This is a genomic window from Paenibacillus sp. OK060 (assembly GCF_900101205.1).
In the GTDB taxonomy this organism is placed as follows: domain Bacteria; phylum Bacillota; class Bacilli; order Paenibacillales; family Paenibacillaceae; genus Paenibacillus; species Paenibacillus marchantiae.
Window position 1 is genome coordinate 183,476 of the sequence record NZ_FNFR01000006.1, and the last position, 21,947, is coordinate 205,422.

The 21,947-nt window shown below is 47.0% G+C and carries 20 protein-coding genes; 6 read left to right on the top strand and 14 right to left on the bottom strand.

From position 1 onward, the window contains the following. Window positions 1-71: 71 nt before the first annotated feature. Entirely contained in the window at window positions 72-1,019 is a 948-nt protein-coding gene (locus BLS14_RS22355) for an arsenic resistance protein (protein ID WP_256336635.1), read from the bottom strand. A gap of 713 nt (window positions 1,020-1,732) precedes the next feature. Between BLS14_RS22355 and BLS14_RS22360 the strand changes: the two genes are divergently transcribed. Then, the gene (locus BLS14_RS22360) at window positions 1,733-2,491 is read left to right on the top strand and encodes a tryptophan-rich sensory protein (RefSeq protein ID WP_063567998.1); all 759 of its coding nucleotides are present in this window, start codon (window positions 1,733-1,735) and stop codon (window positions 2,489-2,491) included. Between the two features lie 100 nt (window positions 2,492-2,591). Here the strand turns inward: BLS14_RS22360 and BLS14_RS22365 are convergent, their stop codons facing one another. From BLS14_RS22365 to BLS14_RS22380, 4 genes are all read right to left on the bottom strand, one after another. Continuing rightward, a complete protein-coding gene (locus BLS14_RS22365; protein WP_063567999.1) occupies window positions 2,592-2,966 on the bottom strand; it encodes a RidA family protein in 375 nt (124 codons plus the stop codon). A 148-nt stretch (window positions 2,967-3,114) separates the two neighbouring features. Next, window positions 3,115-3,795 (bottom strand): oxidoreductase, encoded by a 681-nt coding sequence (locus BLS14_RS22370; protein ID WP_231952951.1) that lies wholly within the window; start codon window positions 3,793-3,795, stop codon window positions 3,115-3,117. A 20-nt stretch (window positions 3,796-3,815) separates the two neighbouring features. Next, entirely contained in the window at window positions 3,816-4,973 is a 1,158-nt protein-coding gene (locus BLS14_RS22375; protein ID WP_256336644.1) for an MFS transporter, read from the bottom strand. Between the two features lie 208 nt (window positions 4,974-5,181). Continuing rightward, window positions 5,182-6,597 carry a sensor histidine kinase gene (locus BLS14_RS22380; protein WP_079695790.1) on the bottom strand — a complete coding sequence of 472 codons (1,416 nt, stop codon included), beginning with the start codon at window positions 6,595-6,597 and terminating at the stop codon, window positions 5,182-5,184. 232 nt (window positions 6,598-6,829) lie between these two features. On the opposite strand from BLS14_RS22380, the gene BLS14_RS22385 reads away from it, so the two are divergent. Then, window positions 6,830-7,483: a phosphatase PAP2 family protein gene (locus BLS14_RS22385; protein WP_079695791.1), complete on the top strand. Its 654-nt coding sequence runs from the start codon at window positions 6,830-6,832 to the stop codon at window positions 7,481-7,483. Here BLS14_RS22385 and BLS14_RS22390 read toward each other — a convergent pair. The 7 genes from BLS14_RS22390 to BLS14_RS22410 form a co-directional block, all read right to left on the bottom strand. Beyond that, window positions 7,476-8,999 carry an HD-GYP domain-containing protein gene (locus BLS14_RS22390; protein WP_090954013.1) on the bottom strand — a complete coding sequence of 508 codons (1,524 nt, stop codon included), beginning with the start codon at window positions 8,997-8,999 and terminating at the stop codon, window positions 7,476-7,478. The genes BLS14_RS22385 and BLS14_RS22390 overlap by 8 nt on opposite strands. A gap of 243 nt (window positions 9,000-9,242) precedes the next feature. After that, a complete protein-coding gene (locus BLS14_RS22395; protein WP_090810243.1) occupies window positions 9,243-10,223 on the bottom strand; it encodes an anti-sigma factor domain-containing protein in 981 nt (326 codons plus the stop codon). Beyond that, window positions 10,220-10,816 carry an RNA polymerase sigma factor gene (locus BLS14_RS22400; protein WP_064642567.1) on the bottom strand — a complete coding sequence of 199 codons (597 nt, stop codon included), beginning with the start codon at window positions 10,814-10,816 and terminating at the stop codon, window positions 10,220-10,222. Before BLS14_RS22400 ends, BLS14_RS22395 begins: the two co-directional genes overlap by 4 nt. A 577-nt stretch (window positions 10,817-11,393) precedes the next feature. Next, on the bottom strand, window positions 11,394-11,699 hold the full coding sequence (locus BLS14_RS33270) for a hypothetical protein (RefSeq protein ID WP_063568262.1): 306 nt from the start codon (window positions 11,697-11,699) through the stop codon (window positions 11,394-11,396). Between the two features lie 166 nt (window positions 11,700-11,865). Then, window positions 11,866-11,973 carry a sporulation protein YjcZ gene (locus tag BLS14_RS32955; RefSeq protein WP_197521564.1) on the bottom strand — a complete coding sequence of 36 codons (108 nt, stop codon included), beginning with the start codon at window positions 11,971-11,973 and terminating at the stop codon, window positions 11,866-11,868. 42 nt (window positions 11,974-12,015) lie between these two features. Beyond that, the gene (locus tag BLS14_RS32960) at window positions 12,016-12,120 is read right to left on the bottom strand and encodes a hypothetical protein (RefSeq protein WP_017690880.1); all 105 of its coding nucleotides are present in this window, start codon (window positions 12,118-12,120) and stop codon (window positions 12,016-12,018) included. Window positions 12,121-12,329: 209 nt separating this feature from the next. Next, on the bottom strand, window positions 12,330-12,656 hold the full coding sequence (locus tag BLS14_RS22410; RefSeq protein ID WP_063568261.1) for an MTH1187 family thiamine-binding protein: 327 nt from the start codon (window positions 12,654-12,656) through the stop codon (window positions 12,330-12,332). 761 nt (window positions 12,657-13,417) lie between these two features. On the opposite strand from BLS14_RS22410, the gene BLS14_RS22415 reads away from it, so the two are divergent. From BLS14_RS22415 to BLS14_RS22430, 4 genes are all read left to right on the top strand, one after another. Then, window positions 13,418-15,736: a ribonucleoside-diphosphate reductase subunit alpha gene (locus tag BLS14_RS22415; RefSeq protein ID WP_090954015.1), complete on the top strand. Its 2,319-nt coding sequence runs from the start codon at window positions 13,418-13,420 to the stop codon at window positions 15,734-15,736. A 369-nt stretch (window positions 15,737-16,105) separates the two neighbouring features. Beyond that, window positions 16,106-17,137, top strand: a complete 1,032-nt coding sequence (locus BLS14_RS22420; RefSeq protein WP_024632189.1) for a ribonucleotide-diphosphate reductase subunit beta — start codon at window positions 16,106-16,108, stop codon at window positions 17,135-17,137. A 207-nt stretch (window positions 17,138-17,344) separates the two neighbouring features. Beyond that, window positions 17,345-18,319, top strand: coding sequence for an SMI1/KNR4 family protein (locus tag BLS14_RS22425; protein WP_090954017.1), 975 nt, complete (start codon window positions 17,345-17,347; stop codon window positions 18,317-18,319). Window positions 18,320-18,336: 17 nt separating this feature from the next. Continuing rightward, the gene (locus BLS14_RS22430; protein ID WP_090954019.1) at window positions 18,337-19,374 is read left to right on the top strand and encodes a phosphotransferase family protein; all 1,038 of its coding nucleotides are present in this window, start codon (window positions 18,337-18,339) and stop codon (window positions 19,372-19,374) included. A gap of 95 nt (window positions 19,375-19,469) precedes the next feature. On the opposite strand, the gene BLS14_RS22435 is transcribed toward BLS14_RS22430, so the two are convergent. Together BLS14_RS22435 and fosB are read right to left on the bottom strand one after the other, a co-directional pair. Beyond that, window positions 19,470-21,281, bottom strand: a complete 1,812-nt coding sequence (locus BLS14_RS22435; RefSeq protein ID WP_090954020.1) for a S9 family peptidase — start codon at window positions 21,279-21,281, stop codon at window positions 19,470-19,472. Window positions 21,282-21,411: 130 nt separating this feature from the next. Next, a complete protein-coding gene (gene fosB, locus BLS14_RS22440; RefSeq protein WP_072734912.1) occupies window positions 21,412-21,831 on the bottom strand; it encodes a metallothiol transferase FosB in 420 nt (139 codons plus the stop codon). Window positions 21,832-21,947 lie beyond the last annotated feature (116 nt).

Consider the following 21,947-nt stretch of genomic DNA (forward strand, 5'->3'; position numbering starts at 1 on the left):
ATTGCCCCTTTCCTTTTTACATATATGGATGCATCTTAATGGATACACCCTGATCTTCTTTTCTAAAGGAATCAGCGATCCCGTAGTATGACAGCAGGAACAATACGAATATAGATTAACTCTCCCGCAAGCTCGACGATCGTCTGGGTTACTATCACTGCGGCAGCAATTGTGGCCCACTCTTGCGGCAATGCAAGTGCCAATGGCAGAACGACAAGTGAATTTCGGGTCCCTGCACTGAAAATAACGGCCCTGCCTTCGCCTGTATTCAATCGAAATAGAGCCACTACGATTCGTGATATGAAGGGCATAACAACTAGAAAAATAATATAAATGGGCAGAACATCCACAATTACAGCAAAATCATTGTAGACCTTCCCGATCTGCGATGCGACAACCACAATCAAGGCCAGAGCCATCATGGGTACAGGCAGCCAAGCGGTTGCGTTCATCACCCGTTCTCCTCCGGCTTTGCCTTTGGTCACAACTTGCGTAAGAATAGCCAACAGCAACGGAATAACGATCAGGAACAGAAAAGCCTCCACGAAAGGCCCCACCTGCATGACCTGTGCCGCTTCCTTCCCTATGAACAGCCACAAATATACTGGTAATAAGACCATTTGTATAACAAACAGGATTGGCGTTGCAGCAAGCATCAATTTCTCATTGCCCCGACCCAACTGTGTAAAAACAATGACGTAATCAATGCAGGGCGTTAACAGTACCAGATAAACGCCAATGAGCACGGCAGGAGGTTGCGGAAACGCCAGGGTTAACAACCACACGACCACAGGCACTACGATAAAATTAGCCACCAACAAAGCTCCAATAAATCGCAGGTTGGATAAGGATTCTTTAAGCTGTAAAAAAGGAATCTGTGCAAACATGCTATATAGCAAAATGGCAAGTACAGGTGAAACCATATAATGCAGCGCTGACCCCCATTCAGGGGTGCCCAGCCCAATCGCTGCTCCCACGAATAGGGCGACGACATAAAACCACGTTTGTTGCTTCTCCATCGTTTCTCTCGTAAACAACCTTCTTCCTCTCCCTCTGAGAATTAGCATTTTATCACAATATCAAAATGATAATTGTACGTTTGTAGTGAGTTGTAGTGAATTGAAGTATATGTTATTGTCATATTAGAAAGCAGTTCTGGGTAATATGAAAATATCCGCAATGCGCTAACATTGCGGATATCCAGACAAAAGACCGATGGGTGACCACGGCGCGAATTTCAAATGCATGAAAAACCACCGAATTAAGGGGCCAACCTATCGTCGGTGGTTTTTCTTGTTCTTACGTGTCTTCTTAACGCTGAATAAAGTTCTCAGGCCAGTACAAATACTGACGATCTTTAATAAAGCGTCCAGAATCTTCACGATCAAATCAAGAGACACGGCTCCACCTCCTTTCGGAGCAGCTTCGCCGTGTCTTCCCACCGATTACATTTGTCCTAAATTTGAGTATAGCAGAACGTTGTGAACGAATATAGATAAACTTACCAGCCAAATGAATAAGAAAGAAGTCCATGCCATTAACATATTTCTGCTTCAACCAGCGTACATTGAGACGTAGCACAGCGAATAAGAGCGCGGCAAACCGCAGGGTATCCAGACAACGATCCTGTGAATTTTTTGCGGCTTCTTATTAGAATGCGAAAGAAATGGGTATATTCATTGTAGACTGACCCGTGGTTCATTCATTTTTGTAAAACCAAGGAGGAAACACAATGTCACGTAACAATCCGTACAAGTGGTTAAACGCGATTGGATTCATCGCTGTTATCGTAGTAAATTATCTTTCCAACGCGCTGCCTATCGGAGGTAGAACCAACAAGGAAGTATCGGATATGTACCCTGTATTGCTCACCCCTTCGGGCTATGCATTCTCTATATGGGGGCTGATCTATCTGCTGCTCGCTGGCTTTGTCATTTATCAGTTCGTTCCCTCTTCTTGGAAAAGAGACTCCATTACCCGCCTCGGTTACTGGTTTCTAGCAAGCTGTGCCTTTAATGTAGCGTGGATCTTTGCTTTTCAAAATCTCAAAATCGGTCTCGCCTTAGTCGTCATCGTTCTGCTTCTGTTGTCCCTGATCATGCTATATGTAAAAACGCGTGCAATCACCCTCCCCACAACTGCCGAAATCTGGCTCGTGAAGCTGCCGTTCAGCATATATCTTGGATGGGTTAGCGTGGCAACCATTATCAATGCGGCTGTATTATTATATAAAATCGGCTGGGATGGCTTCGGACTCAGTGAACCTACCTGGACCATCATCATGTTAATTGTAGGCCTTGTGCTGGCTGTACTGGTGAGCTTCCCTTACCGGGATAGCGTATACCCACTTGTCTTTACTTGGGCATATATTGCCATCGCACTCAAACAAAAAGACGTTACCTCCGTATATTATACGGCAATTATCATTGCGATCGTACTAGCCATTTATGCGGTATGGCTATTCTTCGCCCGTAACCAGGATCGGGATTAATCCGGATCTGTTCATATAAATTCAAAAAGCCGATTTCGGTCATCTGACCAGAAATCGGCTTTTTATGTAACTTTCCTTGCTTTGCAAATATCAGTCTCCCCTATTTGAGGGCAATGACCTCAATCTCCACAAGAGCATCCTTCGGCAGACGAGCAACTTCAACTGCGCTGCGTGCCGGATAAGGCTGTTCGAAGAACGTGCTGTACACTTCGTTTACCGGAACAAAATCATTCATGTCTTTCAGGAAAACAGTCGTTTTCACAACTTTGTCCATACTTGTGCCTGCTGCTTCAAGAATGGCCTTCACGTTGCTCAGGGACAAACGAGTCTGCTCCTGTACATCGGCTCCGAATTCTCCTGTTTGCGGGTTCAGGCCAAGCTGACCGGAAGTATAGATGAAACCGCCTGCTTCAACGGCCTGGCTGTATGGACCAATGGCACCTGGCGCCTGATCGGTAGAGATTGGTTTTTTCATGGATGAGTTCTCCTTCATGTTCGCTGTCCTGCCACCGCGAGGAGACAAGCCTCGAACTCATTTTTGAAGCTTATTATACCACGATCCTACCCAGGCAAGAAACGTCTACCCTTAGCTCTCATTCCAATATCGGATAACCATGAATATCTCAGGACTCATCCAAACCAAGCACATGAATAACATCATTGGAATACACGTGGTTTCCATTGGTTTGAACAAGCGCAATGTTCATCATGGCGCGAGCTATGGTTGAAGCCTGGATTGCCCGGTATTTATCCACTCTGCCTTTCATCCAGCGATCCAGAAACGTCATGGCATGAGCTGCCAACTGCTCACCCAACCGTTTTTCTTTGCGATCTCCAAGAATTAACGACGGACGGAATATGTGCAGTGAACGGAAACCGATATCCGTTAATGCCTCTTCCATCTCTCCCTTGGTCCGACTATAAAACACACGAGAACCGGCATCGGCTCCCATGGAAGAGATGACGAGCATCTGGGATACACCGTACTCCTTGGCCAGTTTGGCGGCTTTTACGGGGTAGTGAAAATCCACTTGACGGAAGTTTTCCTGACTGCCGGCTTTTTTAATCGTTGTACCCAAGCAACAGTACAAGTCATCAACATCGCGAAATAGATCTTTCTGCTCTTCAAGTTGTTCCCAATCCACGACATGCTGCTCCAGCTTTGGATGTTCCATTTCAAGCGGTCGTCTGACCAATACACGAATCCGGCCATAAGCCGGATTCTGAAGCAAGCTGCGTACCAGTAGTCCACCCACAAGCCCGGTGGCTCCAATCACAAGAGCTTGCCGTTCGTGATTTTCCAAGTACATCCCTCCACATATCTCTATTTCAGAAGCACACGACGTCCAAGCGTAAACGTAAGAACCAGCATCGCTGCACCAACACCCACTTGGAAGCCATAGGTGGAAACCCAATTCATCGCGTCCGGCCAGGTTTCCATTCTCTCATACAACCAGCCACCAATCAGCGGTCCAAGAAACGAGGTCACTCCAGTCATAGCCGAATACACGGCGACAAACATTGGTCTTTCGCTTTTGGGTGTATCTCCGATTGTGAAGTTGAAAGCAAGCTGGTTGAATCCACCCACACCAATACCGAGAAAAATATGAGATAAAAAAAGCGCTATCAAAACAGGCATAAACGACATCAATCCCCATGACAGACAGGAGAGTGCGATGATCGGTAATGTCCAAAATAATAAGGTTTTATTGCTGAATCTTGCGTTCAGATTGCCCCAGATATAGAATCCGGCCATCATAACGAGCGTCTGCACCACGGTCATTATAGATACCGTCTGATAATTAATGTTAAGCAGGTCAAGCATCACGTAGGAAAATAGCGGAACGATCAACGTCTGGATCAGTAACCAGGCCGCGAGGAACATTGCAGCCCTCAAAAAGGAAGGATCCTGAAACGGCTTCTTGAACATGCCCCAAAAGACCTTTTCAGTTGAACGTTCAAACGGCACATCTGGATAAAAGCAATAAATAACTGTATTGGCTATGGCGCAAATCCACACCGGAATGAACAGGATTAAGAAACCCATCTCCCCGGGGAAACGGTCCAAAACGATGCCTCCAGCAAATAAGCATACGCTTCCAAGTGCGTTCAGAATCGTGTTTCGAATTCCGAAATAACGCCCTCTCACCTTGGCAGGAACGATATCTCCAATCAATGAGGTCCAGATCATACCGCCAATCGTATTGGCTATAAATGCAACCGTATACACACCAACATAAATGCCTACCCACCACTCCTTGGGAAACAGGAACGGGATGAGGCCCGTCGAACTCCACAGGATGCGATGCACCCCTACAAACAATATAAGCATGCGTTTGCGGCTGCGAATGCGCTGCATCCAGTAAGCCGCTCCAATCTGGGCGATATTGACAAACGTCGTAATGGCGAGCACAAAGCCAATATGTCTTGACCCGGCCCCAAGGTACAGCAGAAATCCGGTTAAAAATGGGCCTCCCAGCAACGTCTGCAAAATAATTGCCGGTACACCCTCCCATGTTGCAATGGATAAATTCGTGCGTTGTGTCGAACCCTTGCGCCGTGGTTTGCCTGCAAACGGAGGAGGGTTAACGTTGACCGTCTTCTGTATGGGGATACACTCCTTAGACCGGGTTTCAAGAGCCGGTCGATGCTAGTTGTCACCCCAAATTCTACTCACAGCGTGATGGTTGTCAACTCATTTTTTCACGGTTCAACGGGAGATAGAGATAGAAGGTACTTCCCTTGCCCTCAGCGCTTTTAAGTTCGATCGATCCGTCCAGTAATCTTGCCAAATCCCGACTGATTGACAGGCCGAGTCCTGTTCCCCCAAATTTGCGGCTAATAGACCCGTCAGCCTGTTGAAATGCTTCAAAAATGGATTGATGTTTGTCTTCAGCAATGCCAATTCCAGTATCTTGTACCGAGAAAACAATCCATTGACTTAGAACGCCTGACTTTTTCATTTGCTTGGTACTCACGGTCAGTGTGACCTTCCCCTGATGTGTAAACTTGATGGCGTTGGACATAAGATTACGCAAAATCTGCTGGACTCGTTGGGGATCAGACCAGAGGGTCTCTGGTAGTCCTGGCTTCTTGTCCAGTTGCAGCTGGACTCCCTTTTTCTCGGCAACCAACTGGAAGTGATTCATAGCATCTTCCGTGAGTTGGGCAACACTGATATCCTCCAAGACGATATCCAGTCTGCCCGCTTCCACTTTGGACAGATCGAGAATGTCATTGATTAACGTTAGCAACTCCTGACCAGAATGCTCAATCATTGTGGCAAAACGTACGACATCCTCCTGCTCCAGCGTATCACCGTTCTCGCTGATCATCTGGGCAAAGTTAATGACACTGTTCAACGGTGTTCGCAGTTCATGCGACATATTCGCCAAAAATTCCGATTTGTACTGCGAAGTAATCATCAACTGCTTGGCACGGTCTTCCAGCACGATCTGAGCTTTCTGCAATTCTTCCTTTTGCACAGACAATAAACGATTGGTGCTCTGGATGAGCAAAATCCGATTCTGTTCATTCTGGAAATCTCGTAAAATAAAAGCAAAAATAAGACTAAGTAAAATACCAACAGGAAGGGTATACGGCATAATATGTGAGAAAAAATATGTAGCCGGGATAACGCCGACGATAGCTATGTTCACACTATTGACCACATTTACAATCAATATGACGATGACACCTTTAACAATTAGCCTGTAGTCACTGCGTCTCATCCATATATTCAACCCTGCACACAGCACACCCAAGATTGACATGTTGATCAGTGCAGCCACCGTAGCATCATTGATACCGAAAGTTAACCGGGTCAGTCCAATCCCAACACCCACGATAATCACGCTATAGGGTTGTCTATACGTCAAAACGGCAACAATTAAAGGAACAAAACGAAGATCGAAGACAACTTCATCATTAAGCTGAAATCCAAATACCGTGCTGATCCAGCCTGCAAAAATAAGTACAAACAACGAACATATCTGTTTTACTCGTGATGAAGCTCGTATTACGACGTATTTATAGAACACACTAGCAAGGTAAGCAATGGTAATGAGCATCCCCATGTTTAATACGAACATTTTTGAAAATTGCATTCACTCACTCCTGTTGTCGTGTATTCATTGACAGAAAACCTTTAGTCCGTATACATCTCTATCATATCATGCCCATTCAACCTTCGACATTCCTTCGTCGTCAAAAAAATGCACAAAAATACACAAATCAGGATTCAATTTGTGCGCTGAACGTAGTAGAATATATTGTTGTTCGATTTTATTTGCTGTGATCCAGTTCCTTGCGAACCTGGATGAAAGGAGAAACGGTGTTGTGCACGTATTAAAAAGCAAATCCTACTGGCTGTCGTTAAGCTTGATGCTTTCCTTGGCTGTCATGGGGATGTTCTATGATATTCTCAATAGTCCGGAGCGCGGGTTCTCTGTTCTTAATTCCCCGTTGGACCGGATCATCCCTTATGTACCTTCCATGTCCATACCCTATCTGGGTTGGTATCCGTTTGTCTTCGGCGTCTTGGCTTATTTATGTGCCAAAGATCGGCTCACTTATTATCGCGTCCTGTTATCCATGAACATCTGTGTCTGGATCTGTTACCTGATCTATTTTAATTTTCAGACTATGGTGCCGCGTCCCGAGTTAACAGGTACAGGTCTAGGCGCATCTCTCCTTGGATGGCTCTACGGCCAGGACCGTCCATATAATTGTTTTCCAAGTATTCATGCCCTTCATTCTTATCTGGTTATGCGTGCTGTTCTCTCCGTTCAGAGTATTCGCAAACATGTTAAGGTGTTAGTTGCTGCTGGTGCAGCACTGATTATATTGTCCACCTTAATGATTAAACAACATGTAATCTATGACGCCCTGGGTGCAGTCGTACTCGGCGAATGCGTTTTTACAATTATCACTGGGCTCTCGCTGCTCCGTCGTCGCAGAAAAGAATCGAAGTGGACTGAGGGGATCAGCTGACCCCTCGCTCCGACGATTTCTGGAGATGCTGTTGCCGCCTCCACTCATCAATAAACAAACTTGCAAAATAGGGATCCCACTGGGTCCCTTTTCCTTCTTCCAAAATAGATAGCGCTTTCTCATGGCTCATCCCATTCCGATATGGACGATCAGACGTCATGGCATCAAAAGCATCAGCCACGGCAATGATACGGCCAAACAGCGGAATCTCTTGGCCTGCTATACCATCAGGATATCCTTTGCCATCATATCTTTCATGATGAGACCTTACACCCGGCAGGAAATCTGCCATGGCATCAATCGGTTCAATCTGTAACAAAATGCTCTCTCCAAGAACGGGATGTGTGCGAATGATGGCGAATTCGTCATCAGTGAGTTTCCCATCTTTCAATAACACTTCGTCGGGTATGCCGATTTTCCCAATATCATGCAACAATGCTGATTTGTATAATAGATCTGCTTGTTCCTCATTCATGCCACTCAGCTTGCCAATCATAATGGAGTACTCTGCCACCCGCATGGAATGACCTGCCGTATATTTGTCCCGTGCGTCCAATGCAGCCGCCAAGGTGGAAAAATAACTTTGCAGCAACTGCCGATTACGTTCTTGTCTCATCTCAAGCCGATTAATCATCATATTGAATCCGGAGATGAGCGCAGAAAATTCATCCGCGTACAGATCAGGGGTTCTTCTGCCCAGGTCTCCCTCTTGAATTCGGTTCATCTCCTCCGTTAGCTCTGCAACCGGACCACGAACATCCCGAATCAGCAGCCAGCTTCCCACAAGGGCGAAGCCCCCGCCCAGCACAACGATAAGAACTGCCCACAGAATATACTCTTTCGCAAACTCGCTATCCATATACTGAAGACGGATCGATGTAGCCAGGAAGAACAGAAATAATGGAAATAAACCGATCAGCGCCGTACTCAGCTGAAATTTACGCTGAATGGACACCAGAACACGTCCTCCGAGAGATGGCTCCATGCCATGCTGTTCTTTGCCTCTGCGGCGAACTTCCAGCAGCAGCGGTCTCACGGTCCGAACCGTCAGAAAATATTCAATTAAGGCATGCATCACGGCAATCAATAAGGCACACGCAGCTGCAACTGCGACATATCCATACGGAAATTCCAGCCATCCTGTAGAAATCATCCATATCGTCAATCCGGCAGCAGGCAGGGAAAATCCAAGCATATGCGGACCCAAAATACGATAGATCGTTTGTCCCGGAAAACGGTGAATGCTCTCATACATTTTTGTCAATTCGGCCTTTTCATGATGCTCAGCGGCAAAAAACTGCCGGATGGGGCCAAGTTGTGCCCATAACGTAATCAGTTCTGCAACAAGCATGAACAATAGTGATATCAACACAATGATAATAAGTCGTACAAATTGAATGTTTGGTATTTGTAAGGTAGACACCATAACGACTGTACCTACCACAAAAACAGCTCCCATTGAACCGATAATATAATTTCGCATCAGACGAAAGATAAATGAACGGTATACTTCCACCCTAACCCCTCACTCTCTAGGTGTATACCCATTCTCCCCATTGATGATGACAGAGGGAGTTTAAGGGTACAGCCTCCTATTTGTTATCGGTTGCTCGGACTGAAAAAATTAATTCATTTCACGGACGGGAAACCTCCATCCTGGAATTAACTATGAATCGCTTATATAACTTATTTGTACGCGTACAACCATACAAAAAAGACTGCTCCCCGTAGGAAACAGCCTGATGTAGCAAGACATTTCTTATCCTTTAATCTTGGCAGCCAGAATCATTGTACCACGCGGCTCATCACCCATCGCATCCGGTTCAAGTGTGATCGCGACCGTGTCGTAGTCGTTGGCAGAGTCTAACGTATAATATACCGCTCCCGTTCCATTATGGCTCAGGAAGGTCCCCGCATTCTGAGGTGTATCGCCCTTGATCAGCCAAACCTGGAACGCCTCATTTCCTTCCAGAGTAGGCAAGTTCTCCGCCTGTACGACCAGGTGAGTGCCTTTGCTGTCAATAACGATGGTAGCCAATCCTTGGGCCACAATGTCCTGTGTCGCAGGACTAAGCTTGACGGCTTCGCCTGTCTGCATTCCCTGTGCAGGCTGCAGGGATGAAGCGAGCTGCTCTTGCAGCTGCGCATTCTGTGCCTGCGCCTGAGCAAGCTGCTCTTGCACTGTCGATGAGCCCGCAGCTTGCTGCTTCAGCGAATCGACCTGGCCTTGCAGCTGCCCGGCGTAAATGCCGAGCACGAGCGCCGCTGCCGCGAGGGCTACGCTTGCTATGCGCCAGGCGCGGCTGCTGCGCGCACGCGCGCGCCCTTGAGGCTGCCATGGCTGTGCCTGTGCAGCCTCTTCTGCCCGGGCTGCAGGCACCGCCGTCTCCGGCGGCAAGCCTTGCCCGGGCTGCGCCGCTTCATGCTGCGGCGCAAGATCCGCCTGAAGCACCGCGGGTGCTTCAGGCTTCGCAGGAGCAGCCGCCGGCTTCGTTCCGGCGCTCTCCTGCGCGTGTCCTAGCACGTTGCTCAGCACACGTGCTCGCATGCCAGGCGGCGGTGCAACAGGTTCCGCCGCGAGTGGCAGGAAGCCTGTTACTTCCTGCAATTCCCTCACCTCCTGGCGACAAGACTCACATTGGGCCAAATGTGCTTCAAATGCTGCCACTTCCTCCGCTTCGAGTCCTCCCAGCACATACACCGGTGCCAGATCAGACCATTCCTCATGTCGTTCTATCATGGATGTATGCCCTCCCTTCCCGCGTCCGGATGCAATTCAGCATCGGCGAGCAGCTTCTGAAGCTGCCGCATCGCAAGCCTGACACGGCTCTTTACCGTACCCAGCGGAATCCCGAATCTGCTGGATACCTCCTGTTGCGTTAAACCTGCATAATAGATCGATTCAATGACCTGTTGCTGGTCACCATTCAACTGGGACAGCGCCTCCTTGATTCGGACACCTTCCCATTTGCGCTCTATTTCTTCTTCTGTATTTGTATGTTCATCGGCATATGCCGCCAGTGTTTCGTTCTCCACTGAGGTCGTAGCTGCACTTTTGGATTTTCGCCTCAGCATGTCCACTGCAATGTTGCGCGTAATGGCGAACATCCACGTGGTCAGCTTCCCCTGTGAGGCCTCATATCGTTCAGCATTGTTCCAAACCCGCAGGAATAATTCCTGGACAGTCTCTTCTGCTGTCATTGGATCACCAACAATCCGATAAGCAAAAGAATACACCGCCCGCTCGTAGCGGTCATATAAAAGCTCCAGTGCGGAAGCATCTCGTTCCGCAATCTGCCGCATTAACCTGCTGTCCTCTATTGATTCAGTCATGCGAGGGCCCCTTTCCGTGTCATCCCTCTTATTATAACCTACGCAGAATCATTTGAAGAGGATTACCTTATTGAAGAAAAAATTTGAAATGTTTTCGCAATTGTTTTCAAAAAAATGCTTCAACCTTCCTTTTTATTGCAAAAAATTACAGCCTGTGGTATACTCTAAGAGTTGGTATTTAAACAACCTCATATGATTTTCTGTCTTCTTTAAACCCCGGAATATTTTCTTCATGCTGCGACCGCAGCGAACATGCACATTAACCTATGAAGATTGAAGAACCTGAATCACATTAACCCGGTAGTACAGAGTTTCACAAGATGTTCCCATTCACACTGGCGCGGTCATCGGAGCCGCAAGGACAAAAGAGAGGTAGGGCTTTTGTTGTTTTGGATGTCACTTATTCTTGAGAAGATTGAAAACATACACAAAGCACCCGGAATTGGGTTCCGGGTGTTTTTCCATGTCCACTTTTAAGAAAAAAATGTCCAGACAGCTAAAAGGCGCCGATACAATCTCGGCGCCTTTCATCGGAGTTGTATGGATCAACTCCCTGATACTGTTGCTGTTATAAGAACTAGATAAACATCGTTTTGGAGATGATGACCAACAGGATGAACAGTACAAGAATCGTACCCATGGATCCCCAGCTTCCTCCGCTATGTCCATAGGAAGTTCCACAACCATGGTGATACCCATGAAGCACTGGAGCCTGATTGGGATGATGAGCGTAGCCGTAGCCATAGCCCGCTGGCATAGTTCCACAACCATATCCGTACCCATGCATTTCATGACCTGTGTATCCATGCATGTGCTCATACCCTCCCACGTATCCGTATACGTGTCCCTGTCCGTTCGGTGAATTCGGTTTTACTTCGCTCATTGTTCATTCCTCCTTAACATTTGCCTACACCCCTAAGCTATGTATTATGCCTACCTCTGGACCGGGCTATGGCCCTACTTTGACAAAATAGGCGTTTTCACTATTCCTGTAGGCTTGTCCTCAAACCAAAAAAAACCCCACCGGTTAACCGGCGGAGTTCAACATATTATACCCAGAAAGATTTAGTGATGATAACGAGAAGAATGAACAGAACCAAGATGGCACCAGTTGATGTCCAGCCGCCGTATCCTGCGCCTCCAAGTACTTCGCTCATGGAGATTCCTCCTTTACCAATGGTTTAGGTGTTAAGGGTCTATTAGATGAGGAATGCTTTGGAAATGATAACCAACAATATGAAGAGAACCAAAATGGCACCAGTCGATGTCCATGCGCCGCCGTATCCACCTACAACTCCACTCATGCAAAACCCTCCTTTTATTTGAGGTACAGTTCACTATATGCAAAAATCACACACTAGATCGGGCTCTGATTAAATTTGGGCAGGCATTACCTACGAAGCAACCATATTCTCTTTCTCTTTGAACCCATGAAATGCAAAAAACCGCAAGCCCCAAAAAGAGACTTGCAGTACATTGTATAAGACCATCTTCCTTATGCTGCTGACTTCCGTCAGTTCGGCCGTGCCTGACGGGATGAAAGTTTCTCTTGAACAGATTGCAGCTTCTGTACACTGGAGGCATCCGGTTTGTCACGACGATCGTCGATCTTGACGGATGTGGAGACACGCTGAGCTCCCGATAGAAACGGAGCTTCATGCAGAGCCGCAATTGCTGTAAATACTTCATTGAGCGGGCCTTCGATAATGGTACTCATGGAGGTCAACTGATATGTAATGCCTCGCTGGTTTTCCAATACTTTCTGCATATCCGCCACATAACTGCTCAAGCTGGTCGTCCCGGTGCCAATTGGAATTACGGTCACTTCTGCTATTGCCATTTCGCTCCGCCTTCCTTGGGCCCCGAAAGATACCGGTGCCGCTCATTTTTAGTCGATTTTTGCCTGTTTTTATTCTACCAGTTGAAGGAGCTATAATTCAAACTGACGTGATGACGTCATCTGATTTGACCAAAAATTTTTTTTGATAAATCTTCAAATCTTCCAGTCCTTTTCCTTTGCGGAATCCTGGCTTAAATGGTATACTCGGAATTACGTTTTACTGTGTTGACCCTGTTTACAAACACTATATGTTGGGTTACAGTAAGAGAACAGCAACAAAATGTAGTAAAATTAAATCACCCCACTTCTATTAGTCATCTTCTGAAATCTCGCGAAAAACAGGATGAAATCACCTCCAAAGGCACGTCCCTGTAGGTGTAAATCGCTTTCTCGAAACAGACTTGACTCGGAGGTTAACGGGGCTATTTGGACTGCACCGGTATCCTCTAAATTACAGGCGTGTTTGCTATAGACAAAAGATTACATAAGCACCCTTTTCTGTCTTTTTTTGATTCTTTAAAGACAATAAGGAACTCAGGGCATCCATGGGCATTTTCAGCCGCAAGGCAAGGGGAATGCTTTTTATGTGACCATGTTCTGCGTGCGCTCCTATGTGCAAGATGAGGCAAGACTCGCAATCACCGCCGTTCAGTCCGCAATATGCAGCTTATATCTTTATCTCACCGTAAGAAGACACTCAATTCTTTATATAAAGAATTTCTCCAATTTATCTCTTAAACATGCGAAAGCGAGGAATATTCATGCCACAAGTTGTGACCAAGCCGAACAACCGCCAGCTTGCCTTTGATGATATGCGCATCTCGGTATATGCAGATCGTATTCTGGAAGGACTGGACATGCTGGACAAGGAACGTCTGATACGCGGGGTAAACAGCAAGCTCCGTCGTGACGAAGTTACCGGAGACGAGATCAGCAACGCTTTTATGATGAGCGCTCTGGAACTGGTAACGAAGGAAGAGCCTAACTGGAAATTTGCAGCGGCACGCTCCCTGCTTACTTCCCTTTACAAGAAAGCGGCAACCAACCGCAGATACAAATCTTACCCGGAAGAGCCTTACGGCGCTTTCCACCCGCTTCTAGTGGATCTTGTGAAGAAAGGTATCTACCGCGAAGAACTGCTGGAATGTTACACCAAAGAGCAGATCGACGAACTTGCTGAATGCATCGACTATCGCAACGATCTGTTGTTCGACTATATCGGCTTGCTCACACTGGCAGAACGTTACCTTGCTCACGATTTTGACGGAAAAGTCATGGAGTTGCCTCAAGAGCGTTACATGGTTATCGCAATGTTCTTAATGCATCAGGAGCCTGCTGAGAATCGTATGAATCTCGTCAAAGAAGCTTACTGGGCGATGAGCAACATGTACATGACGGCAGCTACACCTACGATGTCCAATGCGGGTAAAAAAGTGGCTGGACAACTCTCCAGCTGTTTCATTGATACCGTGGATGATTCCCTTGAGGGTATCTTTGACTCCAACACAGATGTAGCACGTCTCAGCAAAATGGGCGGTGGCATCGGCGTTTACCTGGGCAAAGTCAGAGCACGAGGTTCGGATATCCGTGGTCACCAAAATACAAGTTCCGGTGTAATCCCTTGGATTCGCCAGCTGAATAACACAGCGGTCAGCGTAGACCAGCTCGGTACACGTAAGGGTGCCATTGCGGTATACCTGGACGTCTTCCACAAAGACATTCTGGCCTTCCTCGACCTGAAGCTTAACAACGGCGACGAGCGGATGCGTGCGCATGACGTATTCCACGGCATCTGTCTGCCTGACCTGTTCATGGAACGGGTATCCAGCCGCGGCGAATGGAGTCTGTTCTGCCCACATGAAACAAAGAAAGTGATGGGCTGGAAAGACGAGAGCGGTCGTGCACTCGGACTGGAAGATTTCTACGATGAGTCCTTTGGTGAAGGTGCATTCCGTGATAAATACGAAGAAGCAGTCAACCATCCGCTGTTGTCCCGCATCACGGTTCAGGCGATTGATATCATGAAGCGTGTACTGAAATCCCAACTGGAGACAGGTACGCCATACATGTTCTACCGGGATACGGTTAACCGCTCGAATCCGAATCGTGCACACGGTATGGTATACTCCTCCAACCTGTGTACCGAAATTATGCAGAACCAGTCTGCCACGGTTATCGAAAAGGAAGAACTTGTAACCAAAGATGGACAAACCCGCATCGTGATATCCAAAGTGCCTGGCGACTTTGTTGTCTGCAACCTGAACTCCATTCACTTGGCACGTGCCGTGCCTCACAATGTACTGGAGCGTCTGGTACCGATTCAGGTGCGCATGCTGGACAACGTTATCGATATTAACAACATTGAAGTGCTGCAAGCCCAATATACCAACAGCCAATATCGCGCAGTCGGTCTGGGAACGTTTGGACTTCACCACCTGCTTGCCCTTGAAGGCATTCATTGGGAATCCGATGAAGCGGTAACGTATAACGATAATCTGTACGAAAAAATTAACTACCTGCTCGTGAAAGCCAGCATGGAGCTGTCCAAGGAAAAAGGACATTATCCGAAATTCAAAGGTTCCGATTGGGAAAGTGGTCACTACTTCGACCAACGCGAGTACACGTCAGGTGAGCGCGCAGGCGAGTTCGTAACGACGGAACAGTGGAAAGAACTGCAAGCCGAAGTACAGCAAAACGGTGTACGTAATGCCTGGTTGTTCGCCATTGCGCCTAACGGTTCCACGTCGATCATTGCTGGCTCAACAGCTAGTATTGATCCGCTCTATGAGCTGTTATCTTATGAAGAGAAAACAACTTACAAAATTGCCAACCCGGCTCCGGATCTGTCCGAAAAAACAAGCCCTTATTACCAAACGGCGTTCATGGTAGATCAACATGCTTCCATTAATATGGCGGCTGCCCGTCAGCGCCACGTCGATCAGGGACAAAGCTTCAACTTTTACGTTCGACCGGATATCAAAGCAACAGAATTCCTGGAATTGCATCTGCACGCCTGGAGAGCCGGCATGAAATCAACCTATTATGTTCGTAGCCGGGCATTAACGATTGAAGAATCTTGATTTTTTTTGCACAAGCTACGTTTTTATCATTGATCAAGATTATTAACTAGATCCACGATGACCACCAGGGCATCCTGTTTTGATTGCAAAATGGCGTTGCTCTGGTTCTTTTTTGCCTAAAATACGATCACAACATCATGAGATGTTGATATAGATGCCACATTATACAACCCTAATATATAAAAGAATTAATGATTACACGATAACGAAGAGGACAGAACAAAGCTGAAGAAGCGGAGCGCTCGCCTTTATCACCGGATTTCCCCTTATAAAAGAGGGAATCAAAAAAATCAGGGGATAACAGCGATCGGAAGGTTGTTCTGTCATCGTAGTTATACAGTGTAAATTCATTCAAGGAGTGAACGGATTATGCAATTGCAGAAAATTTTCAATACCGAAGCGCCTAACCAGTCTACCCGTATCATTGAAGGGGAATGCTCAGGCATTCTGAACTGGAACGATATTCGTATGCCTCATATGTACAAACTGTACAAAGTACTGCTGCTCAACCACTGGATCGCGGATGAAATTCCAATGTCCAAGGATGCTTCCCAATTTGCCCAATTGGATCCGGAAGAACAGCGTACATTTAAAGTCAACATCTCCCTGCTCGCTGTATTGGACTCCATGCAAACGATGTTTGTAGGTGACGTGAAACGTTATTTCACGGATTCCTCACTGGAAGCGATCTCGGCAATCATTGGACAACAGGAAGTTGTACACAACCAATCGTACTCTTACGTTCTGTCCTCCATCGTGTCCGATCGGGAGCAAAAGGAAATCTTTGAATACTGGAAACATGATCCGGTGCTGCTTGACCGTAACCGGTTCATCGCCGACATCTACCAAACCTTCCGGGATAACCCGTCTCCACAGACGTTCTTCCAGGCCATGGTAGCCGATCTGGTACTTGAAGGTATCTTCTTCTATAGTACATTTGCCTTCTTCTACAACCTGGCCCGTGACCAGAAGATGATGGCAACCAGCCAAATGATCTCTTATATTCAGCGCGACGAGAACCAACACTGCTACTTCTTCGCTGAAGTGTACAAACAGCTGCTGGTAGACTTCCCTGAACTGAACACACCTGAGAACATGGACTATGTGTACAAAACGATCAACCGTGCCGTTGAACTCGAAACCAACTGGGCACACTACACTCTCAGCAACGTACGCGGGATTGACCTGAACGAGTTGGAAGACTACATCAAGTACATCGCCAACAAACGTTTGCGCCTGATGGGTATGGAAAAAGCATACGAAGGCGTGGATGTAAACTGCATGCCTTGGATCAAACCTTTCTCCGACGAAGCACTGAATGCTACGAAAACAGACTTCTTTGAAGCCAAATCCCGTAACTACGGCAAAGTCGGCGACGATAACGGATTTGACGATCTGTAAGTTGATTGATACAGTGAGCGTAATTTAATGAACGCAATCTAATAAAAATGCACAACACTCCCCTTGTTGAAATGTCTTGATGGCTTTCTGCTTGTGGGAGTGTTTTTTTATATGCGACTGGATAGGATACTGTACCCATCCATCCTGCCAGCTTGTAAGATATAATGGAAAGAGGTTCACATTCCCCTATTGAAATGAGGCATAGTGATGGAAAGAGAACTGCTGGAGCAACTAAACAAATGGCATGAACAGGACCAGTTCAGTCTTATTATTGAACGTATTCAACAAATCCCCGAATCGGAACGGGATTATGAGCTGATTGGACAACTTTCCAGAGCGTATAACAATGAAGGTCGTTACCGTGAGGCTGTCCAACAGTTACTATTTATCCATGGGCAGGGAGCGAGTGACCCACTATGGCAGTACCGGTTGGGTTACGCTTATTATCATATGGCCATGTACGAGCAGGCAATCAAAGCTTTTGAGATGGCAAACGAGCTCTTGCCCCATGACGAATCGACCATCGAATTTCTCGAATGGACACGGCCCAAAGCTGAAAAAATGCAACAGGATCGACAGCGCCATCAAGAGATATTATTGGAATTGGAGCACAGTGGCAGGCTGAACAATCTTAGAGCTGCTTCCGGGTCCTACGATCCGACTTCATTCTGGGAACACAGCGAATATGCGTTGGAAAGTTATGTATCTTCACCTTTTGACGAGGAGATGATCCAAACCATTGAACAGGAGCTAGGCTACAAATTACCTGCCTCCTATATCCAGTTAATGAACACACAGAACGGCGGAATCCCTGCACACACCGTTTTCCCAACCAAAGAAGCTACTTCATGGGCTGAAGACCATATCGCCATTACGGGGATTATGGGCATTGCATGGGACAAGTCCAATACACTGGGCGGAGAATTTGGAAGCCGTTTCATGATTGAAGATTGGGGATACCCTGATCTTGGTGTTGTGATCTGTGATTGTCCGTCTGCCGGACATGATGTAGTGATGCTGGATTATCGATTCTGTGGCCCTGAAGGCGAACCTGCTGTGGTTCATGTGGATCAGGAAGATGATTATGAGATTACATATCTGGCGCCTAATTTTGAAACTTTCATTCGCGGATTGGTTGATGCCGATACGTTTGATCTGTCTGACGAAGAGGATGAAGACTGAGATCGCAGGAGGGGCTTATGACAACCCGTATTTATTTTGGCTCCAATAAACTTGGTGAGATTGAGCAAGTATCCTTGCAAAAGGCGCTTCATGATTGCAATCTGGGAACGCTTATGAATTATAAGCGAACCGATGAGGGTGTGATGGGTCAGACACTTCTTATTCGCTCTTCAGAGGGAGAATATATTCTGAAAGGCAACCCATTATATGCAGGACAACTTCAGGAAGAGCAGTTTTTCGTAGAACAGCTGAGAACTCACACCAACATTCCTGTACCTGATCCATATTTATTACATGAAGATACCGACGTATTTGGCTGGAGCTATGCGATTATGCCCCGATTACCTGGAATGCACCTGCATGATCCGTCATTACAGGCTTCACTTTCACAGGAGGATCAGGAGAAGATCGCTACGATGCTTGCCCGCTCCTTAGCAGAACTACACCGTTGGAAAGTCCCTGATGCGGGAGAGTATGATCCTGTAGCAAAGCAGATCGTTCCCTTTGCGGGCAAATATCTGGACTGGCTGTATGGGACAATCCATCACTGGCTGCAGGATGCTGCAAAGTACTCCGTGATAACAGACGAAGATACACAGTGGGTGGACGAGCAATTAAAAAACGCTGAATCTGCATTTCACTCCATGCCTGTGCCCGGATTTGTGATGGGTGATTTTAAGGTCGAGAACTTTGTGATTCAGAGGAATGGTGATAGCCTTGCTTCGGACTGGCAGATTAGTGGTCTGTTTGATTTTACAACGGCCTATTTTGGAGACGGAACAGCTGACTTAACCAAAATGACAGCCATGTATGTACGAGAAGGTCAACCCGAACTTGCCAAACGATTCCTTCACGGTTACCGGGAGGTTGTCTGCGCAGCAGATACGGAGCGATACCAACACTTTGCTACCCGTCTTAGGGTGCATCTGCTCTATCAGCGTATTTTGTTATGGGGTGAATGCAAAGCAACAGGCCGAGTAACCTGGGCATCGGATATGCCTTTTGCACATTGGGCGGAGCAGTACATGGATTCGGTAATTGCTTTACTGGATTAGCACACCAAAAAACCGCCAGAAAGATGAGACACACTCACTCCTGGCGGTTTTCTCAAACCATGACTATATTTAAATCGGTCATACGATCCTATGAATTAAGATTGTGCGACAGGCACTTCCTGATGTTTCTGCAAAAACTCCAGCATCCGCCGATACACGAGAATCTCATTCGTTTTTCTGGAGAAGCCATGGCCCTCATCATCCAGAACGATGTATTCCACGTCTACCCCTTTCCCCTGCAACGCAGCCACGATCTGATCCGATTCCGCCTTCACGACCCTTGGATCATTGGCCCCTTGAATGACCAGCATCGGGTTGACCATCTGGTCCAGATACGTAATCGGTGAATCCTTCGTTAAGCGTTCGCGGTCACGGACCGGATCACCCAGCCAGTTGTCCATCATCGGTTTCCAGTCTTCCGGCACAGATTCTAGGAATGTGAACAGGTTACTTGGCCCAAAAATATCAACCGCAGCGCGGAATAATTCCGGGTGACGCCCTGCCAGCAGCAAGGTCATATATCCGCCGTAACTACCCCCTACCACGAACAGGCGATCCGGTGATGAGATACCCTCGTCAAACAGCCAGTTTATACCGGCAACACAGTCTAACCTTGGGCCCTCGCCCCAATCTCTCTCGACCATTTTGCCAAACTCGGCGCCATATCCAGTGCTTCCCCGGAAGTTCGGAGCAAAAATATGATAACCCTGAGCCAGCATCATTTGGAACATCGGACGGAAGAATTTTGCTTCCGATGCCTGTGGCCCGCCATGCGGCCAAAATACCGTGTAACCATTAGCCTGTTCCGGCTTCGCTTTGAAAAAAAGCGCTTCGATCTCCAGTCCGTCGTAGGAGTTATATCGAATGACATCCGGGTAGACGAGATCGCTCGGATCAAGCCCTGTTACCCGATTGTCAGTCAGTGGTTCCCAGGACTCACTACCTGCCATCAACCGATAGATATTATGCGGTTGGATCGCTCCACGCCCCGAAATATATACGTTGCCAGCCTTGGTAACCGTCACATGTTCTACGGTGTCCAGTGGCATGGCCACACGCCGAGGCTGCTCGGAACCTTTGTCCATCGCGTACATCCGATTCTCGGGACCCGTAAACGTCCAGAAGTATAACGTCTCTGAATCCTTATGCCAGCGGATGATATCCACGTCTTCTCCCTCCACTTTGCACAGAGGACGAAACTCATGAGTATCCAGCCGGTATTCGGCCACATAGGTGTACGGTTCGTTATCATTTGTAATCATCAGAAGCCGATTATTGTCTGCAAATAGGACATACGAAACCTGACTCTGCCGCTCGGAGACCGGAATAATGGATTCCGACTCACCGTTCCGGTATACATATGCTGTCTGGTAGGTATTGGAGTATACATTCAAGATTACATAGGCTTGTTCATCCGAACTCACAGCAATCAGATTGCTTGTGACCTCTTCCCCTTGATGCAAGAGCTCATCCTCTCCCGTTTCCAGGTTCATCCGGCGTGAGTTGAGATAGTTCGGGTTATCCTTACTTGTCATATAATAAAGACGCTGTCCATCCTCGGACAGATGAGAGAAATAACAACGATCATTGGGCTCTGCCGGAACAACAGGAAATGGGACTCCGCCTTCCGGTTGAAGTGCATACAGATGATAATTCTCATCCCCGTCCCGATCAAACGCCGTGAGAATATGACGTCCTTCTGGGTCTGGTTGGATAAACTGGCTGCTCTGATTCAAATACGTCAAAGGATACGGGTAGCCACCCGGCAGATCCATCGCCCAGATATTGGGCTGGCCGTTCAGATTGCTGTCAAAAAACAAACGTTTCTCGTCGGCCGATACGGCAAAATGGGAAATGCGATACGTCTGGAAATACTGTTCTACATCCGGTTTGGGAAACTGAATCATGACAAACCTCCTTGAGTATGAACGAAGTATCAAACAGTGGTAAATTAAGGGTATATTTGTCCATATTATATGCACATCCATTGTTTGCACAATAGATATGTCATATTTTTTTCCATTTCAGCTCATTCGATTACGTATAAAAGGTCATATGGGGTTTATCCTCACGGTAATAGTCAAGTCTCTGCTTCATATTTCCGGTATGTAGCTCGAACAAATGACCATCGGGATCGGTAAAATAAATGGATAATGCATCCTTCGGATCGCGTGGTCTTCCGGGAAGAATGTCAGCCCCGGCTGCTCGCAGCTGCTGCACAGACTCGTCGAATTCCTCTTCTTTTACGGTAAATGCAATATGTGTATACGTTCGTTCCGTATAGTTGCGAATGACGTCTTCCTGATTCAAAGCGATCCAAAGTCCGGCAAGTTCGAAATATGCCAGCTTCCGGCCTTTCACCTGAATACGGGCACCGAGAGCCTGCTCATAAAAGGTAATGGACCGTTCCAGATTGGATACGGAAAAGCACAGATGATTAATTCCCTGAATATTCATTTGGCTCCTGACACCTCCACATTTTAATGAACTGTTGCAATTAATACATCCTTATTATGGTATATTTTGAACCAAAAACAAATGCCCTTCTTCCTCCTGTCGCACCTTCTTCTGGG